At 57.4% G+C, this 25,646-nt stretch carries 26 protein-coding genes; 16 read left to right on the top strand and 10 right to left on the bottom strand.

The window, feature by feature from the left end; genetic code table 11:
- Window positions 1-25 precede the first annotated feature (25 nt).
- Together tgt and queA are read right to left on the bottom strand one after the other, a co-directional pair.
- Window positions 26-1,186, bottom strand: a complete 1,161-nt coding sequence (tgt, locus tag Abci_RS03625; protein WP_048837783.1) for a tRNA guanosine(34) transglycosylase Tgt — start codon at window positions 1,184-1,186, stop codon at window positions 26-28.
- Window positions 1,183-2,268, bottom strand: coding sequence for a tRNA preQ1(34) S-adenosylmethionine ribosyltransferase-isomerase QueA (queA, locus tag Abci_RS03620; RefSeq protein ID WP_048837782.1), 1,086 nt, complete (start codon window positions 2,266-2,268; stop codon window positions 1,183-1,185). Before queA ends, tgt begins: the two co-directional genes overlap by 4 nt.
- 176 nt (window positions 2,269-2,444) lie before the next feature.
- On the opposite strand from queA, the gene Abci_RS03615 reads away from it, so the two are divergent.
- Together Abci_RS03615 and Abci_RS03610 are read left to right on the top strand one after the other, a co-directional pair.
- Window positions 2,445-2,663 (top strand): hypothetical protein, encoded by a 219-nt coding sequence (locus Abci_RS03615; RefSeq protein ID WP_048837781.1) that lies wholly within the window; start codon window positions 2,445-2,447, stop codon window positions 2,661-2,663.
- 21 nt (window positions 2,664-2,684) lie between these two features.
- Window positions 2,685-3,170 (top strand): kinase inhibitor, encoded by a 486-nt coding sequence (locus tag Abci_RS03610; RefSeq protein ID WP_048837780.1) that lies wholly within the window; start codon window positions 2,685-2,687, stop codon window positions 3,168-3,170.
- Between the two features lie 50 nt (window positions 3,171-3,220).
- On the opposite strand, the gene Abci_RS03605 is transcribed toward Abci_RS03610, so the two are convergent.
- On the bottom strand, window positions 3,221-3,886 hold the full coding sequence (locus Abci_RS03605) for a hypothetical protein (protein WP_048837779.1): 666 nt from the start codon (window positions 3,884-3,886) through the stop codon (window positions 3,221-3,223).
- Window positions 3,887-3,944: 58 nt separating this feature from the next.
- Between Abci_RS03605 and Abci_RS03600 the strand changes: the two genes are divergently transcribed.
- The gene (locus Abci_RS03600; protein WP_146806886.1) at window positions 3,945-4,277 is read left to right on the top strand and encodes a hypothetical protein; all 333 of its coding nucleotides are present in this window, start codon (window positions 3,945-3,947) and stop codon (window positions 4,275-4,277) included.
- A 99-nt stretch (window positions 4,278-4,376) separates the two neighbouring features.
- On the opposite strand, the gene Abci_RS03595 is transcribed toward Abci_RS03600, so the two are convergent.
- The 5 genes from Abci_RS03595 to Abci_RS03575 form a co-directional block, all read right to left on the bottom strand.
- Window positions 4,377-5,132, bottom strand: coding sequence for a methylenetetrahydrofolate reductase (locus Abci_RS03595; RefSeq protein WP_048837777.1), 756 nt, complete (start codon window positions 5,130-5,132; stop codon window positions 4,377-4,379).
- On the bottom strand, window positions 5,129-6,037 hold the full coding sequence (gene folD / locus Abci_RS03590) for a bifunctional methylenetetrahydrofolate dehydrogenase/methenyltetrahydrofolate cyclohydrolase FolD (RefSeq protein WP_086650120.1): 909 nt from the start codon (window positions 6,035-6,037) through the stop codon (window positions 5,129-5,131). Before folD ends, Abci_RS03595 begins: the two co-directional genes overlap by 4 nt.
- Before the next feature lie 103 nt (window positions 6,038-6,140).
- A complete protein-coding gene (locus Abci_RS03585) occupies window positions 6,141-7,289 on the bottom strand; it encodes a GNAT family N-acetyltransferase (RefSeq protein ID WP_048837775.1) in 1,149 nt (382 codons plus the stop codon).
- 20 nt (window positions 7,290-7,309) lie between these two features.
- On the bottom strand, window positions 7,310-7,777 hold the full coding sequence (locus tag Abci_RS03580; protein WP_048837774.1) for a RidA family protein: 468 nt from the start codon (window positions 7,775-7,777) through the stop codon (window positions 7,310-7,312).
- A 45-nt stretch (window positions 7,778-7,822) separates the two neighbouring features.
- Entirely contained in the window at window positions 7,823-9,346 is a 1,524-nt protein-coding gene (locus Abci_RS03575) for a TSCPD domain-containing protein (protein WP_371861401.1), read from the bottom strand.
- Here Abci_RS03575 and Abci_RS03570 point away from each other — a divergent pair.
- The 8 genes from Abci_RS03570 to Abci_RS03535 all read left to right on the top strand — a co-directional run bounded on the left by Abci_RS03570 (window position 9,345) and on the right by Abci_RS03535 (window position 14,182).
- On the top strand, window positions 9,345-9,509 hold the full coding sequence (locus Abci_RS03570; protein ID WP_165759933.1) for a hypothetical protein: 165 nt from the start codon (window positions 9,345-9,347) through the stop codon (window positions 9,507-9,509). The genes Abci_RS03575 and Abci_RS03570 overlap by 2 nt on opposite strands.
- 54 nt (window positions 9,510-9,563) lie before the next feature.
- Window positions 9,564-9,932: an NADH-ubiquinone oxidoreductase subunit NDUFA12 family protein gene (locus Abci_RS03565; protein ID WP_048837772.1), complete on the top strand. Its 369-nt coding sequence runs from the start codon at window positions 9,564-9,566 to the stop codon at window positions 9,930-9,932.
- A gap of 55 nt (window positions 9,933-9,987) precedes the next feature.
- Window positions 9,988-10,536 (top strand): outer membrane lipid asymmetry maintenance protein MlaD, encoded by a 549-nt coding sequence (mlaD, locus tag Abci_RS03560; protein ID WP_048837771.1) that lies wholly within the window; start codon window positions 9,988-9,990, stop codon window positions 10,534-10,536.
- A gap of 38 nt (window positions 10,537-10,574) precedes the next feature.
- The gene (locus Abci_RS03555; RefSeq protein WP_048837770.1) at window positions 10,575-10,793 is read left to right on the top strand and encodes a hypothetical protein; all 219 of its coding nucleotides are present in this window, start codon (window positions 10,575-10,577) and stop codon (window positions 10,791-10,793) included.
- Entirely contained in the window at window positions 10,790-11,395 is a 606-nt protein-coding gene (locus tag Abci_RS03550) for a DUF2155 domain-containing protein (protein WP_244877572.1), read from the top strand. The genes Abci_RS03555 and Abci_RS03550 overlap by 4 nt, the downstream gene beginning before the upstream one ends.
- A gap of 181 nt (window positions 11,396-11,576) precedes the next feature.
- On the top strand, window positions 11,577-12,320 hold the full coding sequence (otsB, locus tag Abci_RS03545; RefSeq protein ID WP_048837769.1) for a trehalose-phosphatase: 744 nt from the start codon (window positions 11,577-11,579) through the stop codon (window positions 12,318-12,320).
- Window positions 12,321-12,323: 3 nt separating this feature from the next.
- Complete coding sequence (locus Abci_RS03540; protein ID WP_048837768.1) at window positions 12,324-13,670, top strand: alpha,alpha-trehalose-phosphate synthase (UDP-forming); 1,347 nt, start codon at window positions 12,324-12,326, stop codon at window positions 13,668-13,670.
- Window positions 13,667-14,182, top strand: a complete 516-nt coding sequence (locus tag Abci_RS03535) for a disulfide bond formation protein B (protein WP_048837767.1) — start codon at window positions 13,667-13,669, stop codon at window positions 14,180-14,182. Before Abci_RS03540 ends, Abci_RS03535 begins: the two co-directional genes overlap by 4 nt.
- 187 nt (window positions 14,183-14,369) lie before the next feature.
- On the opposite strand, the gene Abci_RS03530 is transcribed toward Abci_RS03535, so the two are convergent.
- Window positions 14,370-14,813: an NUDIX hydrolase gene (locus Abci_RS03530; protein ID WP_048837766.1), complete on the bottom strand. Its 444-nt coding sequence runs from the start codon at window positions 14,811-14,813 to the stop codon at window positions 14,370-14,372.
- A 190-nt stretch (window positions 14,814-15,003) separates the two neighbouring features.
- Between Abci_RS03530 and Abci_RS03525 the strand changes: the two genes are divergently transcribed.
- The gene (locus Abci_RS03525) at window positions 15,004-15,987 is read left to right on the top strand and encodes an aldo/keto reductase (RefSeq protein WP_048837765.1); all 984 of its coding nucleotides are present in this window, start codon (window positions 15,004-15,006) and stop codon (window positions 15,985-15,987) included.
- A 73-nt stretch (window positions 15,988-16,060) separates the two neighbouring features.
- Window positions 16,061-18,328, top strand: a complete 2,268-nt coding sequence (uvrB, locus tag Abci_RS03520; protein ID WP_048837928.1) for an excinuclease ABC subunit UvrB — start codon at window positions 16,061-16,063, stop codon at window positions 18,326-18,328.
- Window positions 18,329-18,362: 34 nt separating this feature from the next.
- On the opposite strand, the gene Abci_RS03515 is transcribed toward uvrB, so the two are convergent.
- Window positions 18,363-19,439: an AI-2E family transporter gene (locus Abci_RS03515; RefSeq protein WP_048837764.1), complete on the bottom strand. Its 1,077-nt coding sequence runs from the start codon at window positions 19,437-19,439 to the stop codon at window positions 18,363-18,365.
- Window positions 19,440-19,657: 218 nt separating this feature from the next.
- Between Abci_RS03515 and Abci_RS03510 the strand changes: the two genes are divergently transcribed.
- The 3 genes from Abci_RS03510 (at window position 19,658) to Abci_RS03500 (ending at window position 25,243) form a co-directional block, all read left to right on the top strand.
- Window positions 19,658-21,640 carry an AsmA family protein gene (locus Abci_RS03510; protein ID WP_146806884.1) on the top strand — a complete coding sequence of 661 codons (1,983 nt, stop codon included), beginning with the start codon at window positions 19,658-19,660 and terminating at the stop codon, window positions 21,638-21,640.
- 81 nt (window positions 21,641-21,721) lie between these two features.
- Window positions 21,722-22,381: a 2OG-Fe(II) oxygenase family protein gene (locus tag Abci_RS03505; protein WP_048837927.1), complete on the top strand. Its 660-nt coding sequence runs from the start codon at window positions 21,722-21,724 to the stop codon at window positions 22,379-22,381.
- A gap of 147 nt (window positions 22,382-22,528) precedes the next feature.
- Window positions 22,529-25,243, top strand: coding sequence for a M16 family metallopeptidase (locus Abci_RS03500; RefSeq protein WP_048837926.1), 2,715 nt, complete (start codon window positions 22,529-22,531; stop codon window positions 25,241-25,243).
- Window positions 25,244-25,646 lie beyond the last annotated feature (403 nt).

Genomic DNA, 25,646 nt, shown 5'->3' with positions numbered 1-25,646 from the left:
TGGTTATTGTCCCAACATGCAGGCGTTAGGGAACGGGCGGAATAACAGGCTGCGGCATTTCATCCTCGCTCCAGTCTTCAGCAGCCCATTCCGCCCGGAGTTGAAGAGCCAGAGCTTCCAACCGTTTTTCCAGAATCGCTTCCCGAATCTGGCGCATCAGGCGTTGATAATAGGCAATATTGTGCCATGTCAGCAGCATGGGGCCGAGAATTTCATTGGCCCGGAACAGGTGATGCAAATAGGCGCGGCTATGGCGCGTGCAGGCCAGACAGTCGCAGTGGGGTGAGATTGGTCGTGCATCCCCCGCATGGCGGGCATTGCGCAGGTTGAGCGTGCCGCGTTCTGTATAAGCGCGGGCCGTGCGGCCTGCTCGTGTGGGCATGACGCAGTCAAACATATCGACACCGCGCATGACGCTGCCAAGCAGGTCATCCGGCGTGCCAACGCCCATCAGGTAACGCGGGGCAGACTGCGGCATGAGGGGTACGGTGGTGTTGAGGGTAGAGAACATCAGTTCCTGTCCTTCCCCTACGGCTAGGCCGCCAATGGCATAGCCTTCAAACCCAATATCGGTCAGGGCTTTCACGCTTTCGGCGCGCAGGTCAGCCTCGGTGCCGCCTTGCACAATCCCAAACTGACCATAACCCTCGCGTTGTATAAAAGCCTGCCGGGACCGTTCTGCCCACTTCATGGACAGGCGCATGGACTTGGCAATGGTTTCAACCGGGGCAGGGAGCGCCGGGCATTCGTCAAAACACATGGTGATGGTGGCATCCAGCTTGTGCTGAATGTCGGTTGAGCTTTCTGGTGTCAGCCGGTGGGTCGAACCATCAATGTGGGATTTGAAGGTCACGCCGTCCTGATCCAGCTTGCGGAGCGGGCCGAGAGACATGACCTGAAATCCGCCGGAATCCGTCAGGATCGGGCCAGACCAGTCCATAAACTTGTGCAGGCCGCCAAGCTGCTGCACGCGCTCTGCGCCGGGGCGCAGCATCAGGTGGTAGGTGTTGCCCAGGACTATTCCTGCGCCGGTTGAGCGCACGGCATCCATGGTCATGGCTTTTACGGTGCCGACTGTGCCCACAGGCATGAAAGTGGGAGTGGCAACAGGGCCGTGGGCCGTGTGCAGAGTGCCTGCACGGGCAGCGCCATCCGTGCTTTCGCAGGTCCAGTGAAAGCGGCTCATGGTGTGGCTCCGGTAGAGGGATTGGGGGTATGAATGCTGTGGGCGCAGCGCAGCAGGCAGGCGTCCCCATAGGAATAAAAGCGGTAACCCGTTTGCACGGCGTGCTCATAAGCCTGCCGCATTCTGGCTTGTCCGGCAAAAGCGCTGACCAGCATGAACAGCGTGGAGCGGGGCAGATGAAAATTGGTCATCAGCATATCCACCGCCCGGAACTGGTAGCCGGGGCGAATGAAAATGGAGGTCTCGGCGTTAAACGGATGCACTACACCGTGTTCGTCCGCAGCACTTTCCAGCAGGCGCAGGCTAGTTGTGCCAACGGCAATAATACGGCCACCAGCCTTGCGTGTTGCATTTATCCGTGCGGCGACTTCTGGCGTAATAATGCCGCGCTCAGCATGCATGTGGTGCTTGGAAATATCGTCGTCCCGCACGGGCAGAAAGGTGCCAGCGCCCACATGCAGGGTCAGGGTGCAACGGTCAGCGCCTGTGGCATCAACCGCATCCAGCAGGGCGGGGGTAAAATGCAGCCCGGCAGTCGGGGCTGCCACAGCGCCTTTATGGTCTTCAAAAATGGTGGCGTAGTCCCGCGCGTCCTGCTCTGTCGGGCCGTGGGGGCGGTGGATATAGGGCGGCAAGGCCAGAGCACCCACATGCAGCAGGAAGGCATCAAAATCCTCCCCTTCCGCAGTAAAGCGCAGGATGCCACCGCCGCCTTCTTCCCGTGCCACAACGGTGGCGGTGTGCGGGGTGTTGGCAAAGGTCAGGGTGTCCCCAACCTTAACGCGTTTGGCGTTGCGAAGCAGCACATGCCATGTGGTGTCCGGCAGGATACGGTCCAGCGTAATACCAATATGGGCTTCCCCGCGCATGGCGTGCAACTGGGCGCGTATGACGGCTGTGTCATTGGCCACAAGCAGATCGCCCCGCTGCAAAATGCCGGGAAGGTCTGAAATATGCAGGTCTCTGAACGGGCCGTGCAGGGGCACATCCAGCAGGCGGGCGCTTTCACGCGGGCGGGCGGGTTCCTGCGCGATCAGGGCTTCGGGCAGGTGGAAATCAAAATCTTCGGTACGATTGCTCATGGCTGGACGGGTTTACGCAATCGGGTGACGCTACGCCAGAGGATATGCGGCCTTTGAGCCGTTGTGGCCTTCAAAAAAAGCGCGCAGGGGTGGCCAGACCTTGCGGGACTTGAACAACGGGCACACAACCGCCAGATTCAGTCCATCACTCTGAATAAAACAGAAAGTTAAACAGTATGTCTTATGCCCTTCTTGATGCAGACCGTGTTGCCAAAGCTGCCCAGACCTCGCTTGGGGTCTTGAAATCCGTGCAGGAAACATCGGAAGCTCACCAGCGTAAAGTCATCATGATCGAGCGCATTGAAGCACTGGCCCGCGCCGCCGCAGACTCCGATGCCGGGAAAGCTGTCACGCTCACATCTGAAGAATTCTGGCTGATCAGCCGTAACTGGTAATCCTTAACAAGGGGGCGAACCATGACCTTTGCACTCACAAGCCCGGCCTTCCGGGATGGGGAGACCCTGCCACAGGCTCAGGTCTTTAATGGCATGGGGCAGACGGGGCAAAATTTGTCCCCCGCTCTGGCGTGGCAGGATGTCCCGCAGGGCACCAAAAGCTTTGTGGTGACCGCGTATGACCCGGATGCCCCAACAGGGTCTGGCTGGTGGCATTGGGTTGTGGCCAATATTCCGGCGCAGGTGACCAGTCTGCCGGAAGGGGCTGGTTCAGGCAAAGAACCTCTGCCTGCCCATGCCGTGCAGGTACGGACGGACTTTGGCCAGCCCGGTTACGGTGGGGCTGCACCCCCGCCGGGCCGGACACACCGCTACGTTTTTACGGTACATGCGCTGGACGTTGAGGCCTTGGATGTAACGCCAGACTCCAGCCCTGCCATGGTGGGCTTTCTGGTGCATCATCACACACTGGGTTCTACAACGCTGACAGCAACCTACGGCCACTAAAACAACGCCCCTCATGCCTGACGAATGCCAGAGCGTGCAGGGGCGTCGTGTTATGCGCGGATAGGGGAAATCCGCTCGGCGGTTGGGGTAATGTCGTATTCCCCTGTAGCCCGCAGTTGCACGGCCAGCATACCAATGGCTCTGGGGCGGCGGTGTGCGAGTGGCAGTGCGGCTTTCCCCTGGGTCCACCGTGCCTTGTCCTGCACCCGACCCCAGCCTGACAGGCCTTCCGTTTTCAGGTGGTCGGTAATGGGCCGTGTCCGGCCTGCTTCAAAAAACGTAATCTCGCCAACCAGTACCCCGTGTGGGGACCGGCCTTTCTGTGTCAGCCCTGCTGTCTCATCCAGATAGGTGATGCGGGAGACCAGAGAGACTGACTCAACACCCGGCGGCACCATAAAGGTAATCTTGCCATCCACTTCCCGTATCTTGCGGATGATGTGCCCGGAGTCCGTTACCAGGTGCAGGTCAGCATTTTCTGTGAGAACAGGCGCGTCTGTTTTTAAGGGAACACCAGCCTGCTCAGCCCGTGCTGCCAGTTGGTCCCGCAGCGCATTGGCTGTGTCTCGGTCTGTGACCACAGGTGCTGCAGCATCTGTCTGCCAGGACTTGGGCGCAGAAGGGGCAGGGCGTTGAGCAGGTTTTTGTTCTTCCTGCGGCAACGAAGACGCGGTGTTTCTGAGCCAGGGTCTTGCTGGGGAAGTGCCGTGAGCCATGTTGTAAAGCGCTCCTGCTGTCGTCGGACCATACGATTAGGTAATAGGCTTTGCCACCATGGCGACGAATGTGAGACGGATCCTCAACAGCGACCCTGTACCACATTTGTGCCTGCTGCGGCATGCTGACGTTTACTTAGTGCCAACACAAAAAACATTACAGAACATTCATAAAGAAAGCGTTAATCAGAGCCAAAAGATATGGAATTTTATTCATATTTACGAAAAAATGAATAAAATCAACCCATTGTCGGTGGATTTTCTCTCATCTCCGCGTCTGTCACGCGGCATAACAGGCAGTTTGTTGTTATATCACAAACCACAGCATTTGGGAAAAAGAGTGCAGACAGACTGCCAAGCCGAGGGTGCAGACAAAGCGTCCAAAGCATGAAGAGCGCTTAATGCGCTTTTGCCGCCTTGGGTTGCCTCTCTTGTGGGGCGGTACTTGAGGGTAGTGGAGGGCCGCATTGTGCAAGCCCTCCGTACTGAATTAGTTCAACACGTCCTGCAAAGGTGGCAGGTAGTGTTCCAGTTTGACCCGCAGGGGCATCAGATAAACCGCGCCCTTTTCTTCACTGCCGGAGAGTTCACGCAATACGGTCTGGGCAAAGGCAATATTGGCGTCCAGCGTGGGCGAGAAGTCTTTTGGGAAGACAACGTGGTTTGTCGTCTCCCAGTAAGAGCGGGAACGGGGGCCAATAACGGGTGACAGCCCCCAGAACACGGTTTCATCCCGCAGCCATTCCCGGCAGAGGTCAAACAGTTTGCGGTCAAACACAGGCTGCGTGAAAAACCCCTCCGCTCCGGCTTCCTTCTTGCGGGCAACATCTTCCAGCTCCCGCCATGGTGCGCGGCGGTAGGGGTCAAAGGCTGCGTAAACGCGCAGGTGCGGTGCTTCCTTTTTATACCGGCGAATAATGCTTTCCGTACTGTTAGGGTATGTACGGTGGGACAGATCTGCCGGAGGGTCACCATGCACCACGAGTATTTCCTGTAACCCGGGCTGCGTGGCACCGGGCAACGGGGCATTGGGCGCAATGTCGATGGCCCGCACATGCGGTATAATAGAGAGGAAAACCGGCTGGAGCAGAGCCGCAGCATCCCAACTGCGCAGGGGAAAGCGCATAAGGTCGGGAATGTTGAGCATATCTGCGGCTGGCAGCAGGGTTTTCACCGCTGCCGTATCATCACGGAGCGCCTCTTCAGTGCGTGGAATAAGCTCGACGGAAAGATGGGTCAGGCTCATTCCGCTTTCCCGGTCACCAGAAGTTTGGCTGCCGTCAGGGTATTTTTCAGCAGGCAGGCAATAGTCATGGGGCCAACGCCACCGGGCACGGGGGTAATGCGCCCTGCAACCTGCACGGCTTCGTCAAACACTACATCCCCCACCAGACGGGTTTTGCCGTTGGGAAGGGTAACGCGGGTAATGCCAACGTCAATGACAGTCGCGCCGGGTTTGATCCAGTCTTTCCGCACAAGGCCACTGCACCCTGTTGCGACCACCAGAATATCAGCCTGACGTGCCAGAGCAGCGGTGTCCCGCGTGTGAATATGAGCAACGGACACTGTGCAGCCTTCCGCCAGAAGCAGCAGAGCGAGTGGCTTACCAACAAGGTTTGAACTGCCAATCACCACAGCGTGCTGGCCGCGCATGTCTCCCAACTGGTCCTTGAGCAGCAGCAGGCACCCCAGTGGCGTACAGGGCACAAGCCCCGGCAGGCCAATGGCCAGACGGCCCGCGTTGATCTCACCCAGGCCGTCCACATCTTTTTCCGGGCGGATGGCATTGGTCACGCGGCGGGCATCCAACCCGTTGGGAAGGGGGAGTTGCACCAGAATACCGTGAATTTCCGGGTCTTTGTTCAGGCGCTCAATCAGGGCCAGAAGTTCTTCTTCTGTCGTGGTCTCAGGCAGCATGTGCATGAAGGAGCGCATGCCTGCATGGTGGGTCTGAATAGCCTTGTTACGGACATACACTTCACTGGCAGGGTCATTGCCAACCAGAATAACGGCAAGACCGGGCGTTACGCCATGCGTGCCGTGAAAGGAGCGTACATCCTCACGGATCTGTTCGCGCAGGGCGGTGGCAAAGGCTTTGCCATCAATAAGAGAAGCCTGATGATCGGAAGAAAGGGAGGGTGTTGTGCTCATCATTCCTGCTGCCGGCAAAACGAGGGATTAAGGATGGCTGGACGCTAGGCGTGGCATACGCAAAAAAAGCCGGTGGGACAATGGTTGGGCATGCCGGGCAGCGTTACTCAGTATCCTGCTTATAAGGTGAAAGCTCGCTCAAAGCCGTAACCTCTGCCTGCATGGCGGCGCGTTCTTGCTCCAGAAAACTGGCAACACTTGCGTAAAATGAGCGGTTTTGCAGCCAGTGCGCTGAATGCGTCAGACTGGGGATATAGCCGCGCTGGATTTTGTGCTCACCCTGCGCTCCAGCCTCAACACGTTTCAGCCCGTGGCTGATGGCAAAGTCTATGGCGCGGTAATAGCACAATTCAAAATGCAGGAACGGCCAGTCTCCCACGCAGCCCCAGTTGCGGCCATACAACGTGTCTGCGCCCAGCAGGTTGAGGGCGGCGGCAACAGGCTGGTCCTCCTTACGCGCGACCATCAACACGACCTTGTCCCCCAGCCGGTCAGACAGGAGCGGGAAAAAGCTGGGCGTCAGGTAAGCGCTGCCCCATTTGCGGTCTATGGTGTTTTCGTAAAATCGGTAAAAGGCATCCCAGTCTGCGCGGGTAACTTCTGGCCCACGCAGGGTCTCAAAGGTCAGGCCAGCAGCGTTGGCGTCCCGTCGTTCGCGTTTTAGAACCTTGCGTTTGCGGGACGATAAGGCGGCCAGAAAATCATCAAAGGTCTGATAGCCCTGATTATGCCAGTGATACTGCACGCCAAGGCGTGGCAGCCAGCCGCGCTGGGCCAGTAAAGCACTGTCCTGCTCTGTACAGAAGGTCACATGCGCGGAAGAAAGCTGGAGATCCCCACAGAGCTGCCGCAAGGCATCCGCCAGTACGGACGCTGTTTCGGGCGGGGCTTCCGGGTGCAAAAGCAGGCGCGGGCCGGGGGCAGGCGTAAACGGTACGGCAACCTGAAGTTTGGGGTAGTAGGAGCCGCCCGCAGCCTCAAACGCGCGCGCCCACCCCTGATCGAACACATATTCGCCCCAGGAGTGGCCTTTTAAATACGCGGGGCAGACAGCTGCTAGCTGGCCGTCCGAGGTATGGAGCGCCACATACTGGGGCAACCACCCTGTCCGGCGTGAGACAGAACCACTGTCTTCCAGTGCGGAAAGAAAGGCAAAGCTGACAAACGGGTTGTCAGCTCCGGCGCAGGCATCCCACGCTGTCTGGCCTAGGGAATGAATGCCATCATGGAGCTTTATTGACCAGTCAGGCATGGGTCATTCCTTGGTGCAGTTCAGGCGATCTCAAACAATCCTTCCACTTCAACCGGAGCGTCAAGCGGCAAAGACGGTACGCCAACGGTTGAGCGTGCATGGCGGCCAGCGTCACCAAATACGGCAACGGCTAGGTCGGACGCACCGTTCATGACGGCTGCATGCGCCGTAAAGTCGGGGGTGCAGGCAATAAAGCCACCCAGACGCACAACGCGCTTAACGCGGCTCAGGTCACCACCCAATGCGGCTTTAACCTGCGCAATCACGTTAATCATGCTGTAGCGCGCAGCTTCCACCGCGGTTTCAACAGAAACAGCGCCACCCAGCTTGCCAGTGGCAAACAGGCTGCCATCAGCCAAGGGTAACTGGCCAGATACGACCAGAAGTGAGCCGGTCTGCACGCAGGCCACATAGTTGGCAACCGGGGCTGCTGGTGTTGGCAGCGTGATGCCCAGTGCGGCAAGGCGGGAGTCGGGAGTTGTGCTCATAGGGTTCTCCTTGGTTCAGGGGCACCGTGTCAGCGTTCTATAAGGTTAGCTGACAACCAGACGCAGGCTGCCCCGTGTGCGGGATGGAGGGTTGCCTTCATCGCCGGGTAAATCAAGGGGTAACAGTGGGTCTGGTTCCATTTGCTCGTCTTCATGCGGGCCATCGGGCAGCTTATTGCCCAGATAGGCTTCCGACAGCGCCCGGAAGGCGTAATCCAGCATGGAGGTTGCGTAGGTGGCTACGGGGTCTCCCTCCACTGTGCCAGCCGGGCCAAAGCAGGAATAGGCAAAGCTGTTCACAAATTCCTCAAGCGGTGCGCCATATTGCAGGCCAATACTGACGGCCTCGCTAAAGCTGTCCATCAACCCTTTGACCATGGAACTCTCCCGCGTAGGGGTCAGGGAGAGTTCGCCTAACGTGCCATCATCATATTCCCCGGTGCGGAGGAACAGGCGGTGGCCGCCAATAGTCGTTTTCTGGGTAAAGCCACCATGCCGGTGTGGCAGGGCGCGGCGCATACCGCGCTCCAGCTTGCGGTTAAGGGGCTGTGCTGCCGGGTCCGGCCGTGCGGGAAGCTGGTCAACAAAGCCGCTCAAGGCGCGGTACATGGCCATGTGGGCGGTGGCGCCGGGCAGAGGCAATACGTCTTCCCCCGCCAGCGCAGCGGCCAGCGCGGTTTCAGCCGTAAACCCACGGGCATCCAGCCTGCACAATGTGCTTTGGGCCAGTGAACCATCTGGCCGCAGAAGGGAGAAGACTGGCGCCAGACCGCAGGCTTCTACCCCCAATACCCCGTCCACAGCGCTGGAGCTGGAAAATCCGGTCTCAATCAGGGCCAGAGGGGTCTCTGTTTCAACGGCGGCCTCGTTCCAGACCGTGCGCAATGTCTCGCCCAGTCCGGGCAGAACCGTGCGCACGGGGGGAAGGGGAAGGGTGTCCGGCCCGCATCCGCAATGGGCGGTCAGGGTTGCCAGCGCGGCAATGGCGCAGGCGGCAGCGCGTCCGTCCTCACTGTCATAATCCAGACCAACGCCTGCCAGGCAGGCGTCCAGATTGGTCAGGAGAATGCTGCCTGCAAGAGCTGCGGCTGGCGGTGCATCGCCAGCAGGCTCCGTTTGGGGCGGCGTGGTGGGCGGTACGGCTGTAAACAGGCCGGGTAGTGGCAACTCACCATTACGCTGGTCAGCCCGTATGCTGGCTGTTTCACGTAAAACGCGGCTGATCAGGCGGAGGGCTGCCACAAAAGTTTCTGCGCCAAAGCCTTCGCCGGGGGTGACAAAGGCCGCCAGATTCACACTAAAGCCTGGGGGGCGGTCAAACGCGCAGGACCACACGCCCTCTGTCGGGGCGGCCTGCCGCATAAGCAGCAGCCATGTGAGAGAGCGCGCCATGGCGTCATCCTGCGCCAGCGCGTCCACCCAGCGTGATGCTGTGCGCCCGAGGTCAATGGACTCGGTTCCCGGAACAAGCTGCGCCAGCGCGGCGGCAGCTTCGGCGTCCCACTCTGCGGGCAGCGTTACGGAGCGGCATGGCGCATCCGGGTCTGCTGCGGCCTGTAGTGTGCTCATGAGCACACCACTCCAATGGCGTCTGGCTCTTGTCATGGGAGCAGTTTACTCCCCCGGTGCGGGGCGGCGTAACCCGTTCAGAGCGCCTCAAACGGAATACAATGGTCAGTATAATGAGGATATGGGGGATAACTTCTGTTCTGGTCGAGCGCAGTTGATCTGACAGGGCCGGAAAAGGCATGGACCGCACCTGCCAAGCGGCTGTAGGGTTCGAGTCATGGCAAATTTGGGAACGTGGCTTTACACCCGCCGCAAGGGGCGTCTGGTTGGTCAGGATGGCCAGGGGCGCTGTTATTACGAATCGACTGGTCGCGCCCGGCGCGGCGGCGGGATGGACCGGCCCGAGCGATGGGTGATCTACCTGAAAGGGGAAGACCCCTCAGCCGTACCGGCAGAGTGGTGGGGCTGGCTGCACCACACGCTGGATGCCCCCATTCCGGCAGAGGAACGTAAGCCGTGGCAGTTGCCGCACCAGCCCAACCTTACCGGCACACCGCAGGCCTATAGGCCACCTGGCAGTCCTTATAATACACACCAGAAACGCCCCGTGGCACAAGATTACGAATCTTGGACACCAGAGGCGTGATCTGAAACCCGTTCCCTGCTAAAGGTGTGTCCTGACACAGGGAGTGCACAGGCATATGTCTTCAGTAACAACGGCACCAGCACGGCGGAATATGGCGGAACTCATCACGGGTGTGGTGGTTCTTCTGGGTCTTGTTCTTATGCTGGTTGCCGCCATTGTGGGTGAGGGGCGCAAGACGGACAGCACCGGCTACCCCTTACATGCCAGTTTTGCCCATATTGATGGCTTGGGTGTGGGGTCCGATGTACGGCTTGCCGGTGTAACCGTAGGGCAGGTAACGGATGAACGCGTAAACCCCGCGACCTATAAAGCAGAAGTCACGTTTACCGTGCGGCCAGACATCAAACTGCCAACGGATAGTGCCGCCATCATCACCAGTGATAGCCTGCTTGGCGGCAAGTATATTGCCCTCTCCCCCGGTGGGGATGAGACCAACCTGAAACCTGGTGCAGCGCTAAACCAGACCCAGGGGGCCATCAGCCTTGAGCAGTTGCTCAGCAAATTCATTTTCTCCGTGACGGACACCCTGACCCGCGCCAACAAGGACGCCGCAGGCAAAGAGAACGCTGCCCCGCCAGCGCCAGCCAAAGCGGATCAGCCCTAAGCCATACTCTGGCCATGTAATGAGAGCAGATTAACAGCATGGATACTCCCACCTTATGGGTGCAGGACGATGGGCAACCCGTAACCTGCACTGAAAAACTGCGCGTTCTGGAAGAAAACTGGACCGAACTGCACGATGTGGTGCGGGATGCGTTTGAGGATGCAGTTTTAATGGGGGTGAATGAACAGGCCATGCGTGACACACTGATGGCACTTGTCGCGTCCCTCGCATCTCCCAAGAAGGGGCAGGCAGCATGAAGTTTTCTGGCGTTTTTCAGCAGGCCGGTCTGGCAGCGTTTATGTGGGCCGGGCTGTCCTGCGGTGTAGGATATGCGGCGGGTACGCCGCTGGCGCCTCCCGCCATTCATCCCGCCAATAGCTGGCAGGGCAAATCTGTCGCCGTGGTGCGCGTGCTCGACCGGTTGGACGCGCATGTTGACGTGCTGAAAATTCCTGTTGGAACGACTGCGCATTTCAAGAGTTTAGACATTACTCCGGGTCGTTGCCTGCAACGGCCCGTTACAGTGTCTCCGGATGCCGCAGGGTGGCTGGAACTGCACGACACACACCCTGACGGGGCAACGTACAAAGGCTGGATGCTGGCGGCAGAGCCGGGTCTGGGCGTGTTTGAAAGCGCTGTGTACGATGTCCGCATGGTGCGGTGTGAAGGTGAAGACGTGGCCCCGGCGGCCCCGGCATTGCCAACACCGGCAGTTCCCGTGCTGAAGCAGCCAGCTGCGCCTGACCCTTCCCCTTATGGAGGAGATGCAGGGGCAACTGGCCGTGCAACTCCGTCTGGCGGGGCAGGTGCCCCACAGGGGGCTGCACCAGCAACACCTGAATATGGTGGTGAATATTAAGGAGCGCAGCGGCAGGGCTTAGGCCTTCGCACGGGGCAGCGCCCCCACGCCAGCGCATGGCCTGTCCTCCTTTGGGCAGGTTGTTCTTAACCACCGGCTCCGGCACCCTTTGGCTCAAGCCCTGTGGCGCACCCTTACCGGGGCCGCCCACAGGGCCCTCTTAACCCTAGGCGAGGTGCACGTGGTCCGTACTGTTTCTGATACTGAATACCGCTTTCAGATTCCTGCTCTGGATCAGGCGGCGTTTCTCTTTGATTTTGACGGAACACTGGTTGATATCGCCCCCACGCCAGAAGCCGTGGTCATGCCGGACGGGTTGGCGGAAACCCTGCGTCAGTTACGGGTTTTGTGTGGGGATGCGCTGGCCGTTATTTCCGGCCGCCCCATTGACCAGATAGACCATTTCCTTGGCGATATTCCGTTTGCGGTTGCCGGTGAGCATGGCATTGCCATTCGCCATCGCCCCGGCGGGCCGATTGAACGGGCTGCCTTGCCCAAAGTGCCGCAGCATTGGCTGGAAGAGGCTCGCGCTTTGGTGGAAACATGGCCGGGTACGCGGCTTGAGCATAAACAGGCCGGGTTTGTGTTGCATTACCGCGCCACGCCGGAAGCCGGACCAGCCCTGAAGGCCGCCGCAGAAGCATGGATGCGTGAGGCAGAGGGCGCGTTTCATCTTCAGGCCGCCAAAATGGCGTGGGAAGTCCGGCCCACGGGTATCGATAAAGGCTATGCCGTCTCTCTGCTCATGGAGGCCGCCCCTTTTGCCGGGCGTAAGCCAGTTTTTGTGGGTGATGATGTCACGGATGAAGATGGCATAACGGCTGCCAAACGTATGGGGGGTGCGGGCCTGCGCATCCCAACAGACTTCCCCACGCCCGCAGCGTTCCGGGCCTGGGTTGCCTCACTGGTTGAATCGGAGCGCTAAATAATGGGTCGTCTTGTTGTTGTCTCTAACCGTGTGCCCTCATCGTCTGACAGGCAACAGCCTGCGGGCGGCTTGGCAGTTGCCTTGCAGGATGCCCTGAGCCATGGGGAAGCCCTGTGGTTTGGCTGGTCCGGCCAGCAGATTGCCGAGGCCGAGGCCAGCAACCGTAAACCGAGTGAAGAAACGGTTGATAACGTTACTTACGCAACGATTGACCTGACCCACGCCGAGTTTGACGGATTTTACCAGAAATATTCCAACGGTATCTTGTGGCCGCTGTGCCATTACCGTGCGGGTTTGATGGACTATTCCCGAAAGGACCGGGAGGTCTATCTGACCGTCAACCACCTGTTTGCACAGCAACTCCGCCCCCTATTGCGGCCAGATGATATTATCTGGGTGCATGATTATCATTTGTTCCCGCTCGGTCAGGCGTTGCGGGATGTGGGTATTACCAACCCCATTGGCTTTTTCCTGCATATTCCGTTCCCGCCATGGAGCCTCATGAAGGCGCTTCCCGGTGCGGAACGTCTGATGCACAGTCTGGAATCCTACGATGTCATAGGCCTGCAAACGGAAGACGATGCCCGCAATATGAATGACGGGCTGGAACAATGTGGCGTGCAAACACGCGGGCAGGTTTTCCCCATAGGCATTGACCCGGCAAGTTTTGCCGCACAGGCCAAGGCGTGTGAGGATGATTTTGATGTCCAGCGCCTGCAACAGAGCCTACGTGGCCGCCCCCTTGTTATTGGTGTGGACCGGCTGGATTATTCCAAGGGCATACCAGAGCGTTTTCATGGGTATGAAGCCTTCCTCAAACGCTTTCCCGAACACAAGGGTAAGGTGATGTATCTCCAGATCGCCCCTGTCTCACGCGGGACGGTAGAGGAATACCGCCGCCTCAAGCAGGATCTGGATGAAACCGCAGGCCGCATCAACGGCATGTATGGTGATTTTGACTGGACCCCCATCCGCTACATTACACACCCGGTACCGCGCCATCTGTTAGCCGGGTTTTACCGTCTGGCGGATGTCGCGCTGGTCACACCGCTGCGGGATGGCATGAACCTTGTGGCCAAGGAATATGTAGCCGCTCAGGATGAGGAAGACCCCGGCGTGCTGATCCTTTCCCATTTTGCCGGGGCCGCCCCGGAGATGGAAGACGCGCTGCTGGTCAACCCGCATGATGCAGACGAAATTGCTGATGCCTTGCATAAAGCCCTGACTATGACGCAATCTGAGCGGCAGGAGCGTTGGGAGCGGCTCAAGCCTGACGTCTGGCGTGTTACGGCGGGAAGCTGGGCGCGGGACTTTATTGAGCAGTTGGTAAGGGTAGAACGCGGGTGAGAGCTGCGCTGGCACATCGTCAAATCGGGGTTTTTCTTGTGGTTGCCGGTGCGCTGGCGCTGGCTGTGGCTTGGTGGGTGGAGCATGTGCTGCACATCATGCCGTGCGAGTTGTGTCTGGTTGAGCGGTGGCCGTGGCGTATTCTTATCCTGATTGGCGCGGTGGATATCCTGCTGCCCGGTCTGGCCGGTGGGCCTATCCTATGGCTGAGCGTGCCGCTTCTTCTGGCCTCTCTGGGGCTGGCATTCTGCCATGCGGGTGTGGAGTGGCAGTGGTGGCCCAGCCCCCTGCCGGGATGCCACGCGCCGCAAATTACGGGTACTACCATGGCTGAGCGTCTGGCTTCCATGCCATTACTGCCGGGTAAGCCGTGTGATTACCCAACCTATCTTATCCCCGGCCTCCCTCTTTCCATGAGTGTTATGGGGGGGCTGTACGCCGCTGCTGTTCTGGGTGTCTTTCTGAGCATGAAGAACCGTGCCCGGAGGGCAGAGCGGCGTATTTTCCATTAGTGAGACGTGCACACGGGCAAGAAAACCTAAAGGGCTATTTGAAAAGTAGCCTGTTTAGCCAACACTCATGCCCTGCCAGACCGCCGCTCTGTATTTCAGGAACAGCCTTCAAGCGGCAGTGTTTATGGTGCTGCGGGATAAAAAACTATTGTCTAATACTATAATTTTCTAAGTCTCTATGAAGTGCTTACGCTTCATCCCGCAAAATTTTGGTAGCCAGTTCAGCAACACGTTGGCTGGCGCGGGGGCCGAGGGTGAGCAGGTCTTCATAAGAAAACCAGCGTGCCTCCAAGGCATCATCGCCCGCGCAGAGGGTTTGGGTGCCGGGGTCTATTTCCGCACAGCGCACGGCTATAATGACGTAGTGAAACGTCAGTGTGCCATCAGGCGCATAATGCAGGCTTTCAAATATATCAGCGTTATGAGTGCCGCGGGCCTGTAGTCCTGTTTCTTCATGCAGTTCGCGTGCCGCCGCGTGCAGTAATGTCTCCCCCGCTTCCACACGACCACCGGGAAAGCCCCACAAGCCTGCATCCGGCGCTTTGGCCCGCCGGACAAGTAGAAAAGACCGTGCACGTCGCACCACGGCAAGCACCCCTACACGGGGCATGAAAGAAGCAGCATCACCCATTGTCAGACAGTGCAAAACCAAGCTTTATCCCGTCAAGAGGGGAGGGGGCGTATAGCAGCGTCCTGCCGTTTATATGCAACCCTCCGGCGCAAGAGGGTTTATTGGCTGTCATAATGAGCGCGCAGGCTACACCTGGCCAGTAGGCCGGTGGCACTTGCGTGCAGGACCTCAGTTTCAGGAGTGCCAAATCATGACGGCAGAAACACTCACCATTTCCGGCTTGTCCAAGCCCGCGTCCCGTATCGCCTTGGGAACATGGGCCATTGGCGGGGCAATGTGGGGCGGACCAGATGATGCAAACGCAGCCCGCACGATAGAGAAGGCGCTGGAACTGGGCATTAACGTCATAGATACAGCGCCCGTTTATGGGTTTGGTCATTCTGAAGAGGTGATTGGCCGTGCCCTGCAAGGCAAGCGGGATCAGGTTATTCTGGCCACAAAAGTTGCTCTGAACTGGCAGGACGGAAAGGTGTTCCGGGACAGCCGCCCGGCCCGCATAGAGCAGGAAATAGAAGACTCTCTCCGCCGTCTGCGCACAGACTGTATTGACCTGTATCAGGTCCATTGGCCAGACACCAAAACCCCGCTGGAAGACACAGCCCGTGCGCTGGAAAAGCTGGTCAAGGCAGGTAAGGTCAAGGCGTTGGGGGTCAGTAACTTCTCGCCCGCGCAAATGGATGAATTCCGCAAATTTGCGCCCATTGCTACCATTCAGCCGCCTTACAACCTGTTTGAACGGGAAATCGAGGCCGATATTTTGCCTTATGCCGTCAAGCACGGTCTGGCTGTTCTGGCTTATGGGCCGCTCTGCCGTGGCCTGCTGTCTGGCCGCATGACGGCTGACCGGCAGTTTGAAGGGGACGACCTGCGCCGCACAGACCCCAAATTTCAGCAACCCCGCTTTGGCCAGTACCTCACGGCAGTGGAAGACCTGAAAGCCATTGCGGACAAATACGGAAAAAGCATGTTGGCGCTGGCCATCAGGTGGGTGCTGGACCGTGGCCCAACTATCGCCCTCTGGGGTGCCAGAAAACCCGAGCAGATCAGCGGGGTGGATGAAGCCTTCGGCTGGACGCTGGAAGAGGCGGATATGACGGCTATTGATACCATCCTGACGCGTGACATTCCTGACCCCGTAGGCCCGGAATTCATGGCGCCGCCCACCCGTAGCTGAAACCCTTGAAGAGCACGGTGTGGAGGCAGGATGGCTCTTGCAGTTCTCCTGTTCCCGCACCATCTTAGCAGCCATGGCCACACGCTCAACGCCCCGCTCCGCTTCTCCCAAACGGTCCTCTCTGAGCGAGAAGGCGGCGGCGTTACCGCCTGTCCTGTTTCAGCCAGAAAAACAGAGTGCCAGACCCAAACTCCGCCAGATGGAAGTGGTGTCAGAGTACGAGCCAGCAGGGGACCAGCCCCATGCCATCAAGGAACTGGTGGCCGGGGTGGAAAGCGGTGAGCGGGATCAGGTTTTGCTGGGTGTAACCGGGTCTGGCAAAACCTTTACAATGGCCAAGATTATTGAGGCCACGCAAAAACCAACCCTTATTCTGGCCCCCAATAAAACGCTCGCCGCACAGCTTTATGGGGAAATGAAGCAGTTTTTCCCTAATAACGCGGTTGAATATTTTGTCAGCTATTATGACTATTACCAGCCGGAAGCCTATGTACCGCGTTCCGACACGTTTATTGAAAAAGACAGCCAGATAAACGAGCAGATTGACCGAATGCGTCATGCCGCCACACAGGCGCTACTTGAGCGGAACGATGTGATTATCGTGGCCTCTGTCTCCTGCATTTACGGTATTGGTTCGGTCGAGACCTATTCCCGCATGGTGGTGAAGGTGGAACTGGGCGGTGAGCTGGACCGTGACCGCCTTGTGCGCGGTCTGGTTGAGCTACAATACCGCAGGAATGACGCCGCCTTTACGCGTGGCACCTTTCGTGTGAGGGGCGAGACCATTGATATCTTCCCGGTGCAGAATGAAGACCGCGCATGGCGTATCTCCCTGTTTGGGGATGAGATTGATGGTATTACCGAATTTGACCCCCTGACAGGTGACAAAACGGCAGACCTTCAGGAAGTCACCATCTACGCCAACAGCCATTATGTCACACCACGTCCCACCCTTAATCAGGCCGTAAAGGGCATTAAACAGGAACTTCGCCAGCAGTTGGACCGCTTTACGGAACAGGGCAAACTGCTGGAAGCCGAGCGGCTGGACCAGCGCACCACCTTTGATCTGGAAATGATAGAAACCACAGGTGTGTGCAAAGGGATTGAAAACTACTCCCGTTATCTGTCCGGGCGGGACCCCGGTGACCCACCACCCACCCTGTTTGAATATCTGCCCGAAGACGCCCTGCTGATTGTGGATGAGAGCCACGTTACCGTGCCGCAGATTGGCGGGATGGAACGCGGGGATAATGCCCGTAAATCAACACTGGCAGAATTTGGCTTCCGGCTGCCCTCCTGCCTTGATAATCGGCCCCTGAACTTTGCGGAGTGGGATACTTTCCGCCCCCAGAGTATTTTTGTAAGCGCCACCCCCGGCCCGTGGGAAATGGAGCGCACACAAGGCGTTTTTGCAGAGCAGGTTATCCGCCCGACTGGCCTGATTGACCCGGTAACGGATATTCGGCCTGTTGAGCATCAGGTAGATGATCTTCTGGCAGAATGTCGGACAACCATTGCCAGTGGCGGGCGTGTGCTTGTCACTACCCTGACCAAACGCATGGCCGAAGACCTGACCGATTATCTGGATGAGGCAGGGATCAAGGTGCGGTATCTGCACTCTGACGTTGATACGTTGGAGCGGATAGAAATTATCCGTGACCTACGCGTAGGTGCGTTTGATGTGCTTATTGGCATCAACCTGCTGCGTGAGGGTCTGGATATTCCGGAATGTTCGCTGGTTGCCATTCTGGATGCCGATAAAGAAGGCTTCCTGCGTTCCCGCACGTCTCTTATCCAGACCATTGGTCGTGCCGCCCGTAACGTGGAAGGCCGCGTGCTGCTTTATGCAGATAAAATGACGGACTCCCTGCGCTACGCGATAGAAGAGACGGCCCGCAGGCGTGAAAAGCAGATGGAGTGGAACACCGCCCACGGCATTACCCCCACCAGCGTGCGGAAAAGCATTGGGGATATTGTCTCCTCCGTGTTCGAGCAGGATTATGTCACTGTTTCACCAGATGAAGATCTGGGCGTTACGGAGTTTGTCGGGCAGGATCTGGATGCCGCTATTGCTGGCCTTGAAAAACGGATGCGTCAGGCGGCGATTGATCTTGAATTTGAAACAGCGGCCCGCCTGCGTGATGAAATTAAACGGCTGGAGGCCTTGCAACTGGGCATAGAGCCTCCGCCAGCCCCAGCCTCCACGGCAGGAAAACCGGCTGCTGCGGGCGGGAACACGCGGCGCAAAAAGAAGGATCAGGTGCCTCGACCACTCGGGCCGGGCGGTGGGGGGTATGACCCTAAACCCAAGCGGGGTGGCCGGGGCAAAAGCCGCGGCTAACCAGCCGTTTGCAGTAAACGGCTGGCTGTTGTTCTTAAGGCGTGGGCGCTTGCGGGTCTTCCGCCCGCGTCTCCGCCAGCCAGCTTTTTACCAGAGTATAGGTTACGGACAGAATAACCGGGCCAATAAAAATACCTACCAGCCCAAACCCGGCCAGTCCGCCCATAACGCCCAGCATAATCAAAATAAGCGGCACATTGGCCTGCTTACGAATAAGGTAAGGGCGTAGCAGGTTATCAATAACAATGGTCAGCACCGTCACGCACAACAGAATAATGGCGCTGAGAATATCTTTGAAGAAAAACATCCAGATTACAGCGGGAATAAGCGTAACACCCGGCCCTGCCTGAAGCAGGCAGGCAATAAAGGTAATGGCAATCAGCACACTGGCCCAGGGCATGCCGGTTAGCTCCATTCCCACACCGCCCACTGCGGTTTCAACTAATGCTGTAACAGTCACCCCTATGGCCACACCGCGCACGGTGCGGCCAGCCAGTTGCACCATGTCCTTGCCGCGTTGGCCTGCCAGCGCATACCCAATATCCAGCATGAGCCCGGCTGCGGCTTCCCCTTTGCTGTGCAGCACCGCCATCATAATCAGTGTTAGTAAAAACTGGAGTGCCAGCACGCCAAAACTGCCGACAGACCCTAAAGCCCACTGAATAATTTTTCCGGCATCCGGTGAGATCTGGTCCAGCAGTTGGGGCAGGCGGGCATTTTCTATCTTATGCCACAGGGCGGCACTGCGCGGCCCAATGCCAGGCAGGTCAGCCAGCCATGTGGGTTCTGGTGGCACGCGGAAGGTGAGTGCGTTTTCACCCAGACTTATCAATTCTGTAGAATGGGCAACTACCGTGGTTGTGGCCAACCAGAACGGGAGCACAAAGACAAGCAATGCAAATACGGTTGTGACAGTGACGGCAAGAGCACGGCTACCCCACAACAGTTTTTGCAAATGCAGCAAAAGCGGCCATGTTGTAATACCAATGGTAATGGCCCAGATGGCTGAAGGCAGAAAAGGCCGGACCACCCATAGGGAAAACGCAATCATGACCCCGGCCATCATGGCGGCAAGCACAGAACGTGCCTGTTGGGATGAAGGAACGCTCATGGTGTGCCAGCCCCGAATAAAAGCCGTGCGCTACTTGGTAAAAACCGCATAATAGTCTGTCTCGTTCCTGCCTGTTCTGGGGACAGGCCTGTTTTTTGCAGTGGTGAACTCTTGGTCTGCCGGGCTGTCAGCACGCGCAAGGTTGTGCGGACAGACCTTGTATGCCATGCCAGACAAAAGATGACAGCCAGTTTAAAAAACAAATAATGGTGGAACGCATGCAAACCAACCCAACCGGTCATAAACGCTCCCGCCGTTTCTGGCTTCTTTGTGCGGCAGGCGGCGTTTTGGGAGTGGCCGGGGCTTCCGTTCTGGTTGGCTGGTTTGCAGTAGGGCATGTCAATCTTGGGCCATTTGTGGGGCGCAGGGCTACAGCCATGCTGGGGCGGCCTGTCACCATACACAGCCTGACTGTTAAGCCCGGATCATGGTTGCAGGTGCAACTGGATGATGTGCATGTGGCAAATATTGAAGGCGGGACCGAGCCGGATATGGTGCGGGTGGGCCATTTGTCAGCCGAGGTCAAGCTGGCCTCCCTGTTCAAAGGCCCCATGATTGTCCGCCATGTTGCGGGCGATAGTGTGCATGTTCTGGTTGAACGAACCCCACAGAACAAACCCAACTGGCGCTTTAAAAAACAGGGTGAGGAGGCACAGCCCGCTCCCACCCCGAAAGCCTTGCCCAAGGAAGAGCTGACACCCCACTTTCCGCCACAGGCCAGCCCCATGCCAGCGTTCCCGGTTGCGCAGGAGCGTAGCAGTTACCCAACATCACTGGATGTTGCCATTACCAACGGCGATGTCATTTATCGTACCTCACACGGTACGGACTATCGGGCAGAACTCAAGACTGTTGGTCTCCAGACCAAGGACTCAAACAGTCCGGTCACCTTTAAGGTAGATGGTGCCTATAACACCAATCCGGTGCAAATAGAGGCCACGCTCCAACCGTTTGCAGATTTGCGAGACAGCAGCAAACCCTACGGTATGCAGGCCACAATCCGCTCTGGTGACATGACCATTCACTTTGACGGCTCGGCAACAGACCCCGTCAATGCTGATGGGCTGGCAGGACATGTAACAGTTGAGACACCAACCTCCGCCCCCCTGATGGCGATAGCCGGGATGAGTGTTCCACTGACTGTCCCCATGCAGATGGAAGGGGAGTTTGTCCATTCTGTTGATGTGTGGCGTCTGACGCAGGGCAAGGGCAGTGTGAAAGGGAATCCGCTGACCATTACCCTCGCTGAGTTGAAAGAAGGCGCACGGGGCCAGCCAGACCATGTGAAAGCGGATATTGCGTTCGACAAGCTGGACCTGAACGGTTTTCTGGCAAAAAATGGCGCACCCAGCAACGACAGTGCAACAGACCTGCCGCTTACGGTGATTGCAGCGCCTGACCCGCTGGTGGAAGCGCGCGTCATTGCCAAGGATATCCGTTACAACGTGTATCGTCTTAATTCCACAACGCTCATGGCCTCTGTCATGCCGGGCGTTATGAACATCAACACTCTGTCTGTCGGCTATCTGGGCGCAACACTCAATGCGTCTGGCAAAATAGAGGCCGCCGCAAAAGGCAATGCTCATGTGCAGGGGCAGGCTGCTCTTACAGGGGCGGATATAGACACTTTCCGGCGTGCGCTGGGTTTCCAGTCCGTGCCACTGCGCGGGCGGCTTGATATGCAGATGACGGTAGAAGCGACCCAGCCCACCCTCAATGCAGCCATGTCTCACGCAACCGTGGCGGCAGCGGTCAGCATGAAAAATGGTGCGCTGGACCGTAAGGTCATCAAGGCAGCTTCCGCAGATCTGGGTATGCTGTTTCACAAGATGGATGGCACAACCCCTGTACAGTGCCTTCTGGCTGTTGTCAGCATGCAGAACAACGCAGGGCAGGCCTTGCCGCTGCGCATTAAAACGGCTGACGGCACGCTGTCTGCCAATGCCCGGTTTGACATCAACCGCAAATGGTTTGACCTGATTTTCAGTACGCAAAGCGAAACAACAGGCCGCTTTGCGCTGGATATTCCGGTGCGTGTCAGCGGTAGCTTCAGCAGCCCCAGTGTTGGGCTGGCCAAGTGGTCTGCTGAAGGGCGTGCAATGTTGGCACAAAGTGAACGTCTGACCGTACTCCCTGCTGGCGTGCGGAAATTTGCGCAAGCTAACGCCTGTTACCGCGCCATATCTCCTGAAAAGAAGTAGCGTACCGGCGGGCAGGCCTTGTTCCTGCCTTACAACCCTTCTACCGTGGCGCTGACACAGACTATCTGGACAGAGAAAGCCATGACAGCGTCAGACACCACACTTTATCCCGACTATGCGGCGCTGGCAGCCGCCCCTGTCTGTACAGACCCCTACACCCATATTGTGGTGCCCAACTTCATCCGTAAGGAAGATTTGGCCCGTCTGTTTGCAGCCATGCCAGATATTTCAGCCGGTGGGTCCTTCCCGCCGTCTGCCCTTACCCTCTCCCCCTTGGTGCATGCCCTTGTGAAAGAGCTGGAGGGGCCAAAACTGAGGCAGTTGATTGCTGAAAAACTGAACCTCAATCTGGACAATGCGCCATCCATGCTCACGATGCGTGGCCGCACGCGGGAGAAGGATGGCCGTATCCATACGGACTCGCTGGCAAAGCGTGTCACTATTCTGCTCTATCTCAACCCGTCGGGTGAGACGTGGGAGAAGCAGGAAGGCTGCCTGCGCCTGTTGCGCGGCCCGCACGATATTGAAGACTATACCAAGGAAGTGCAGCCAGTAGATGGCACGCTGCTTATCTTCCCCAATGGCCCTACAACATGGCATGGGCACCGGCAGTTTGTTGGGCAACGCTACACCATACAGTTGAACTATATGACCCAGGACGCGCGTGCACGCTCAGAGCTGCGCCGTCATCAACTGTCTGCCGTGGCTAAAAAGCTCTCTCTGCCGGGTCTGGCACGTTAGGGCGAGTGCCGGATACACACGGATATATCCATTTACATTGAGTAAAAAACACAGGATTTTAAAATGACATATGGCGCAGCGGAACAGACAACAGGGCAGGGTGCAAGCTCCCGGCAGCATGGGAAGGGGCACAAAATAGCGCCCTTCATGCTGGGCGCGGCCATGCTGGCAGGTACGGCACTGTCCTCTTTCTGCGCTGTTGCTCCGGCACAGGCCCAGCAGGTTGCACCTGTTTCTGCAGCGCCATCCGCGCAGATTCCTGCTGCGTTGAGCAGCGCGCAGGTTGTACGGGCCACACTGCCCAATGGCCTGAAAGTTGTTATTATCCCCAACCGTCTGGCCCCTGTTGTCACAACACAGGTCAATTACATGGTTGGTTCTGCTGAAGCGCCGGAGGGCTTCCCCGGTACCGCCCATGCTTTGGAACATATGATGTTCCGCGGCAGCACAGGGCTGGATAAGGACCAGTTGGCCACCATCGGGGCGCGTCTGGGCGGCGGGTATAATGCCTTCACAACAGAAGATGTGACACGCTATTTCTATACAGCCCAAGCGCGGGATCTGCCTGTACTGCTCAAGATTGAGGCCCTGCGGATGAGCGGCCTAACCCTGAGCAAGGCAGATTGGGACAAAGAGCGCGGTGCGATAGAGCAGGAAGTCTCACGTGACTTGTCCAGCCCCGGCTATAGATATGTGGAGCAACTTCAGTCCATTCTGTTTGCTGGCACACCGTATGAGCATGATGCGCTTGGCACACGCCCCTCCTTTGACAAAACAGACTCTGCCCTGCTCAAAGGGTTTTACGATAAATGGTATGCCCCTAATAACGCTGTGCTGGTTATTTCAGGGGATATAAACCCTGTTACAGCGTTGGAGCAGGTTCGGGACGCATTTGGGGCCGTTCCGCGCAAACCTTTGCCGGAACGCCGTAACATTACACCACAACCCACCCCTGCGCGTACACTTGCCTTGCCAACGGACTACGCGGTTGGCTTTGCTGCGGTGGCCTATCCCATGCCCGGAAAAGCAGCGCAGGATTTTGCAATAGCTGATATTCTGTCAGATGTTTTGGAAAGCCAGCGTGGCGCTTTGTTTGAGCTGGTGCCGCAAGGCAAGGCCCTTATGGCTGGCTTTGAATATATGCCAAAAAAACGTGCCGGTTTTGGCTTGGCCCTGGCTGCATTCCCCAAAGGCGGTGATTCTGCAAAAACGCTTGCGGACTTGAAGGCCGTTCTTGAAAACATCCGCAAAAATGGGGTTCCGGCAGAACTGGTGGAAGCCGCCAAAAAGCGCGAGATTGCACAATTGCAGTTTTCTGCAAACTCTGTGAGTGATCTTGCCAGTATCTGGTCTGATGCTCTGACATTCCGTGACCTGGACTCACCGGGAGATGCCGTGGCAGCCTATGAGGCTGTTACACCAGAGGCCGTAAACAAACTGGCGGCAACTTTGCTGGACCCGGCACACGCCGTCACAGCCGTGCTTACCCCGGAAAGTTCGGGCAAGCCGGTGGCCGGTAAAGGGTTTGGGGGCGCTGAATCATTTGCCTCGACCTCGGACAAGCCTGTTGTGTTGCCAGACTGGGCGGAAAAAGCGCTTTCCACACTGGAAAAACCTGTTCCCACTCCTCTGCCAACCGTCAGCACCTTACCCAACGGACTGAAGCTGATTGTATGGCCTTCACATGTCAGTCACACCGTGCAACTGACCGGCACAATACGCCGCAACGCCAGCTTGCAGCAGCCTAAAGGCAAAGAAGGTGTCAGCAGCTTAACAGAAGAACTGTTTGCGTTTGGCACAACCAAGCACGACCGTCTGGCCTTCCAGAAGGCGTTGGATGATATCCCGGCATGGGAAGATGCTGGCGGAGATTTCTCTGTCGCAACACAAACGCAGGATTTTGAAAAGGGTGTGGCTCTGCTGGCAGAGAACGAACTACACCCGGCCTTTCCTGAGCAGATGTTCCAAGTGCTGCGTGCGCAGTTGGCTCGCGCTCAGGCTGGTACCCTGCTGTCACCCGGCTATCTGTTCAGCCGGGCTGTATCAGCAGCCCTGGTGCCGGAAGGAGACCCCGTGCTGCGTGAAGCAACCCCTGCAAGCTTCATGAATGTAACACATGATGATGTGATAAAGTATTATCAGAAAGTATGGCGTCCGGACCTGACTACAATTGTTGTGACAGGGGACATCACACCAGAAAAAGCCCGCGCTGTTGTTGAAAAAGAATTTGGTGGCTGGAAAGCAGAAGGTCCTAAGCCGGATGTTGAACTGGCCCCCGTTCCGCTGAACAAGCCTTCACGCGCCAACGTGCCAGATAAAAGCAGTGTTCAGGATGAGGTGGTTCTGGCCCAAACACTGGGCCTGCAAGTTACCAACCCGGACCGCTTTATGCTGACATTGGGAAATACCATTCTGGGTAGCGGTGGTTTTTCCTCCCGCCTGTATAAGGACCTGCGCGTCAAGAGCGGGTATGTTTACTCTGTAGGCAGTGAGTTTTCCTGGAACCGCACGCGCGCCAGCTACAATATTTCCTATGGTGCAGACCCGGATAAAGTTGGCAAAGCTCGTGTTGCTGCCATGCAGGATCTGAAGGATATGCAGGATCACCTTGTTACGGCGGATGAACTGGCTTTGGCTAAAGCATCCTTGCTGCGTGGCCTGCCGCTGCGGCGCAGCAGTCTGGGGGCGATTGCCGGTGAGTATCTCGGCCTTGAAAATCTCGGCCTGCCGCTGGATACGGTCGATAAAGCGGCCAATGCATATTACGGCGCAAAGGCTGAGGACATTCAGGCGGCCTTCAAAAAATGGTTGCGTGCTGATGGTATGGCGCAAATTGTAAAAGGCCCGACACCCACCTGGTAACAGACTAACCCTCTCCCCACACTTTATAGGGTGGGGATTAACCGGGCTTGACGCGTCAAGCCCGGGCTCAGGGCCCTTCGCGGCTCTGTAAAACATGGCGGCAATACTCGCGGCCAACCGCTTTAAAAATACAAAAAAGAGAACTGCCTGCTCCTCTCACGGGGGTGTTGGAAACATGCGGCAGCATTTGTATTTATTCTGACAAAAAGAAATTAGCGTTTATAATGAAATATATTCTGTATAATATGAATAGATCTGTTTTTGTCATAAATGAAATAAAAACAAGTAATATACATCTAACACTATAAACCCGAAAAATCGTGGGATAACACTACAGGCGTGCATGAATTACCTTTCCTTTATTTAATGTAAAGGAAGAGGCGTGAGCATGTGCCTGTTATTC

The organism is Acetobacter cibinongensis, assembly GCF_000963925.1.
Lineage (GTDB): Bacteria > Pseudomonadota > Alphaproteobacteria > Acetobacterales > Acetobacteraceae > Acetobacter > Acetobacter cibinongensis.
Note: the sequence above shows the minus strand (reverse complement) of the source record. Positions and strands in the feature narration are given on the sequence as shown.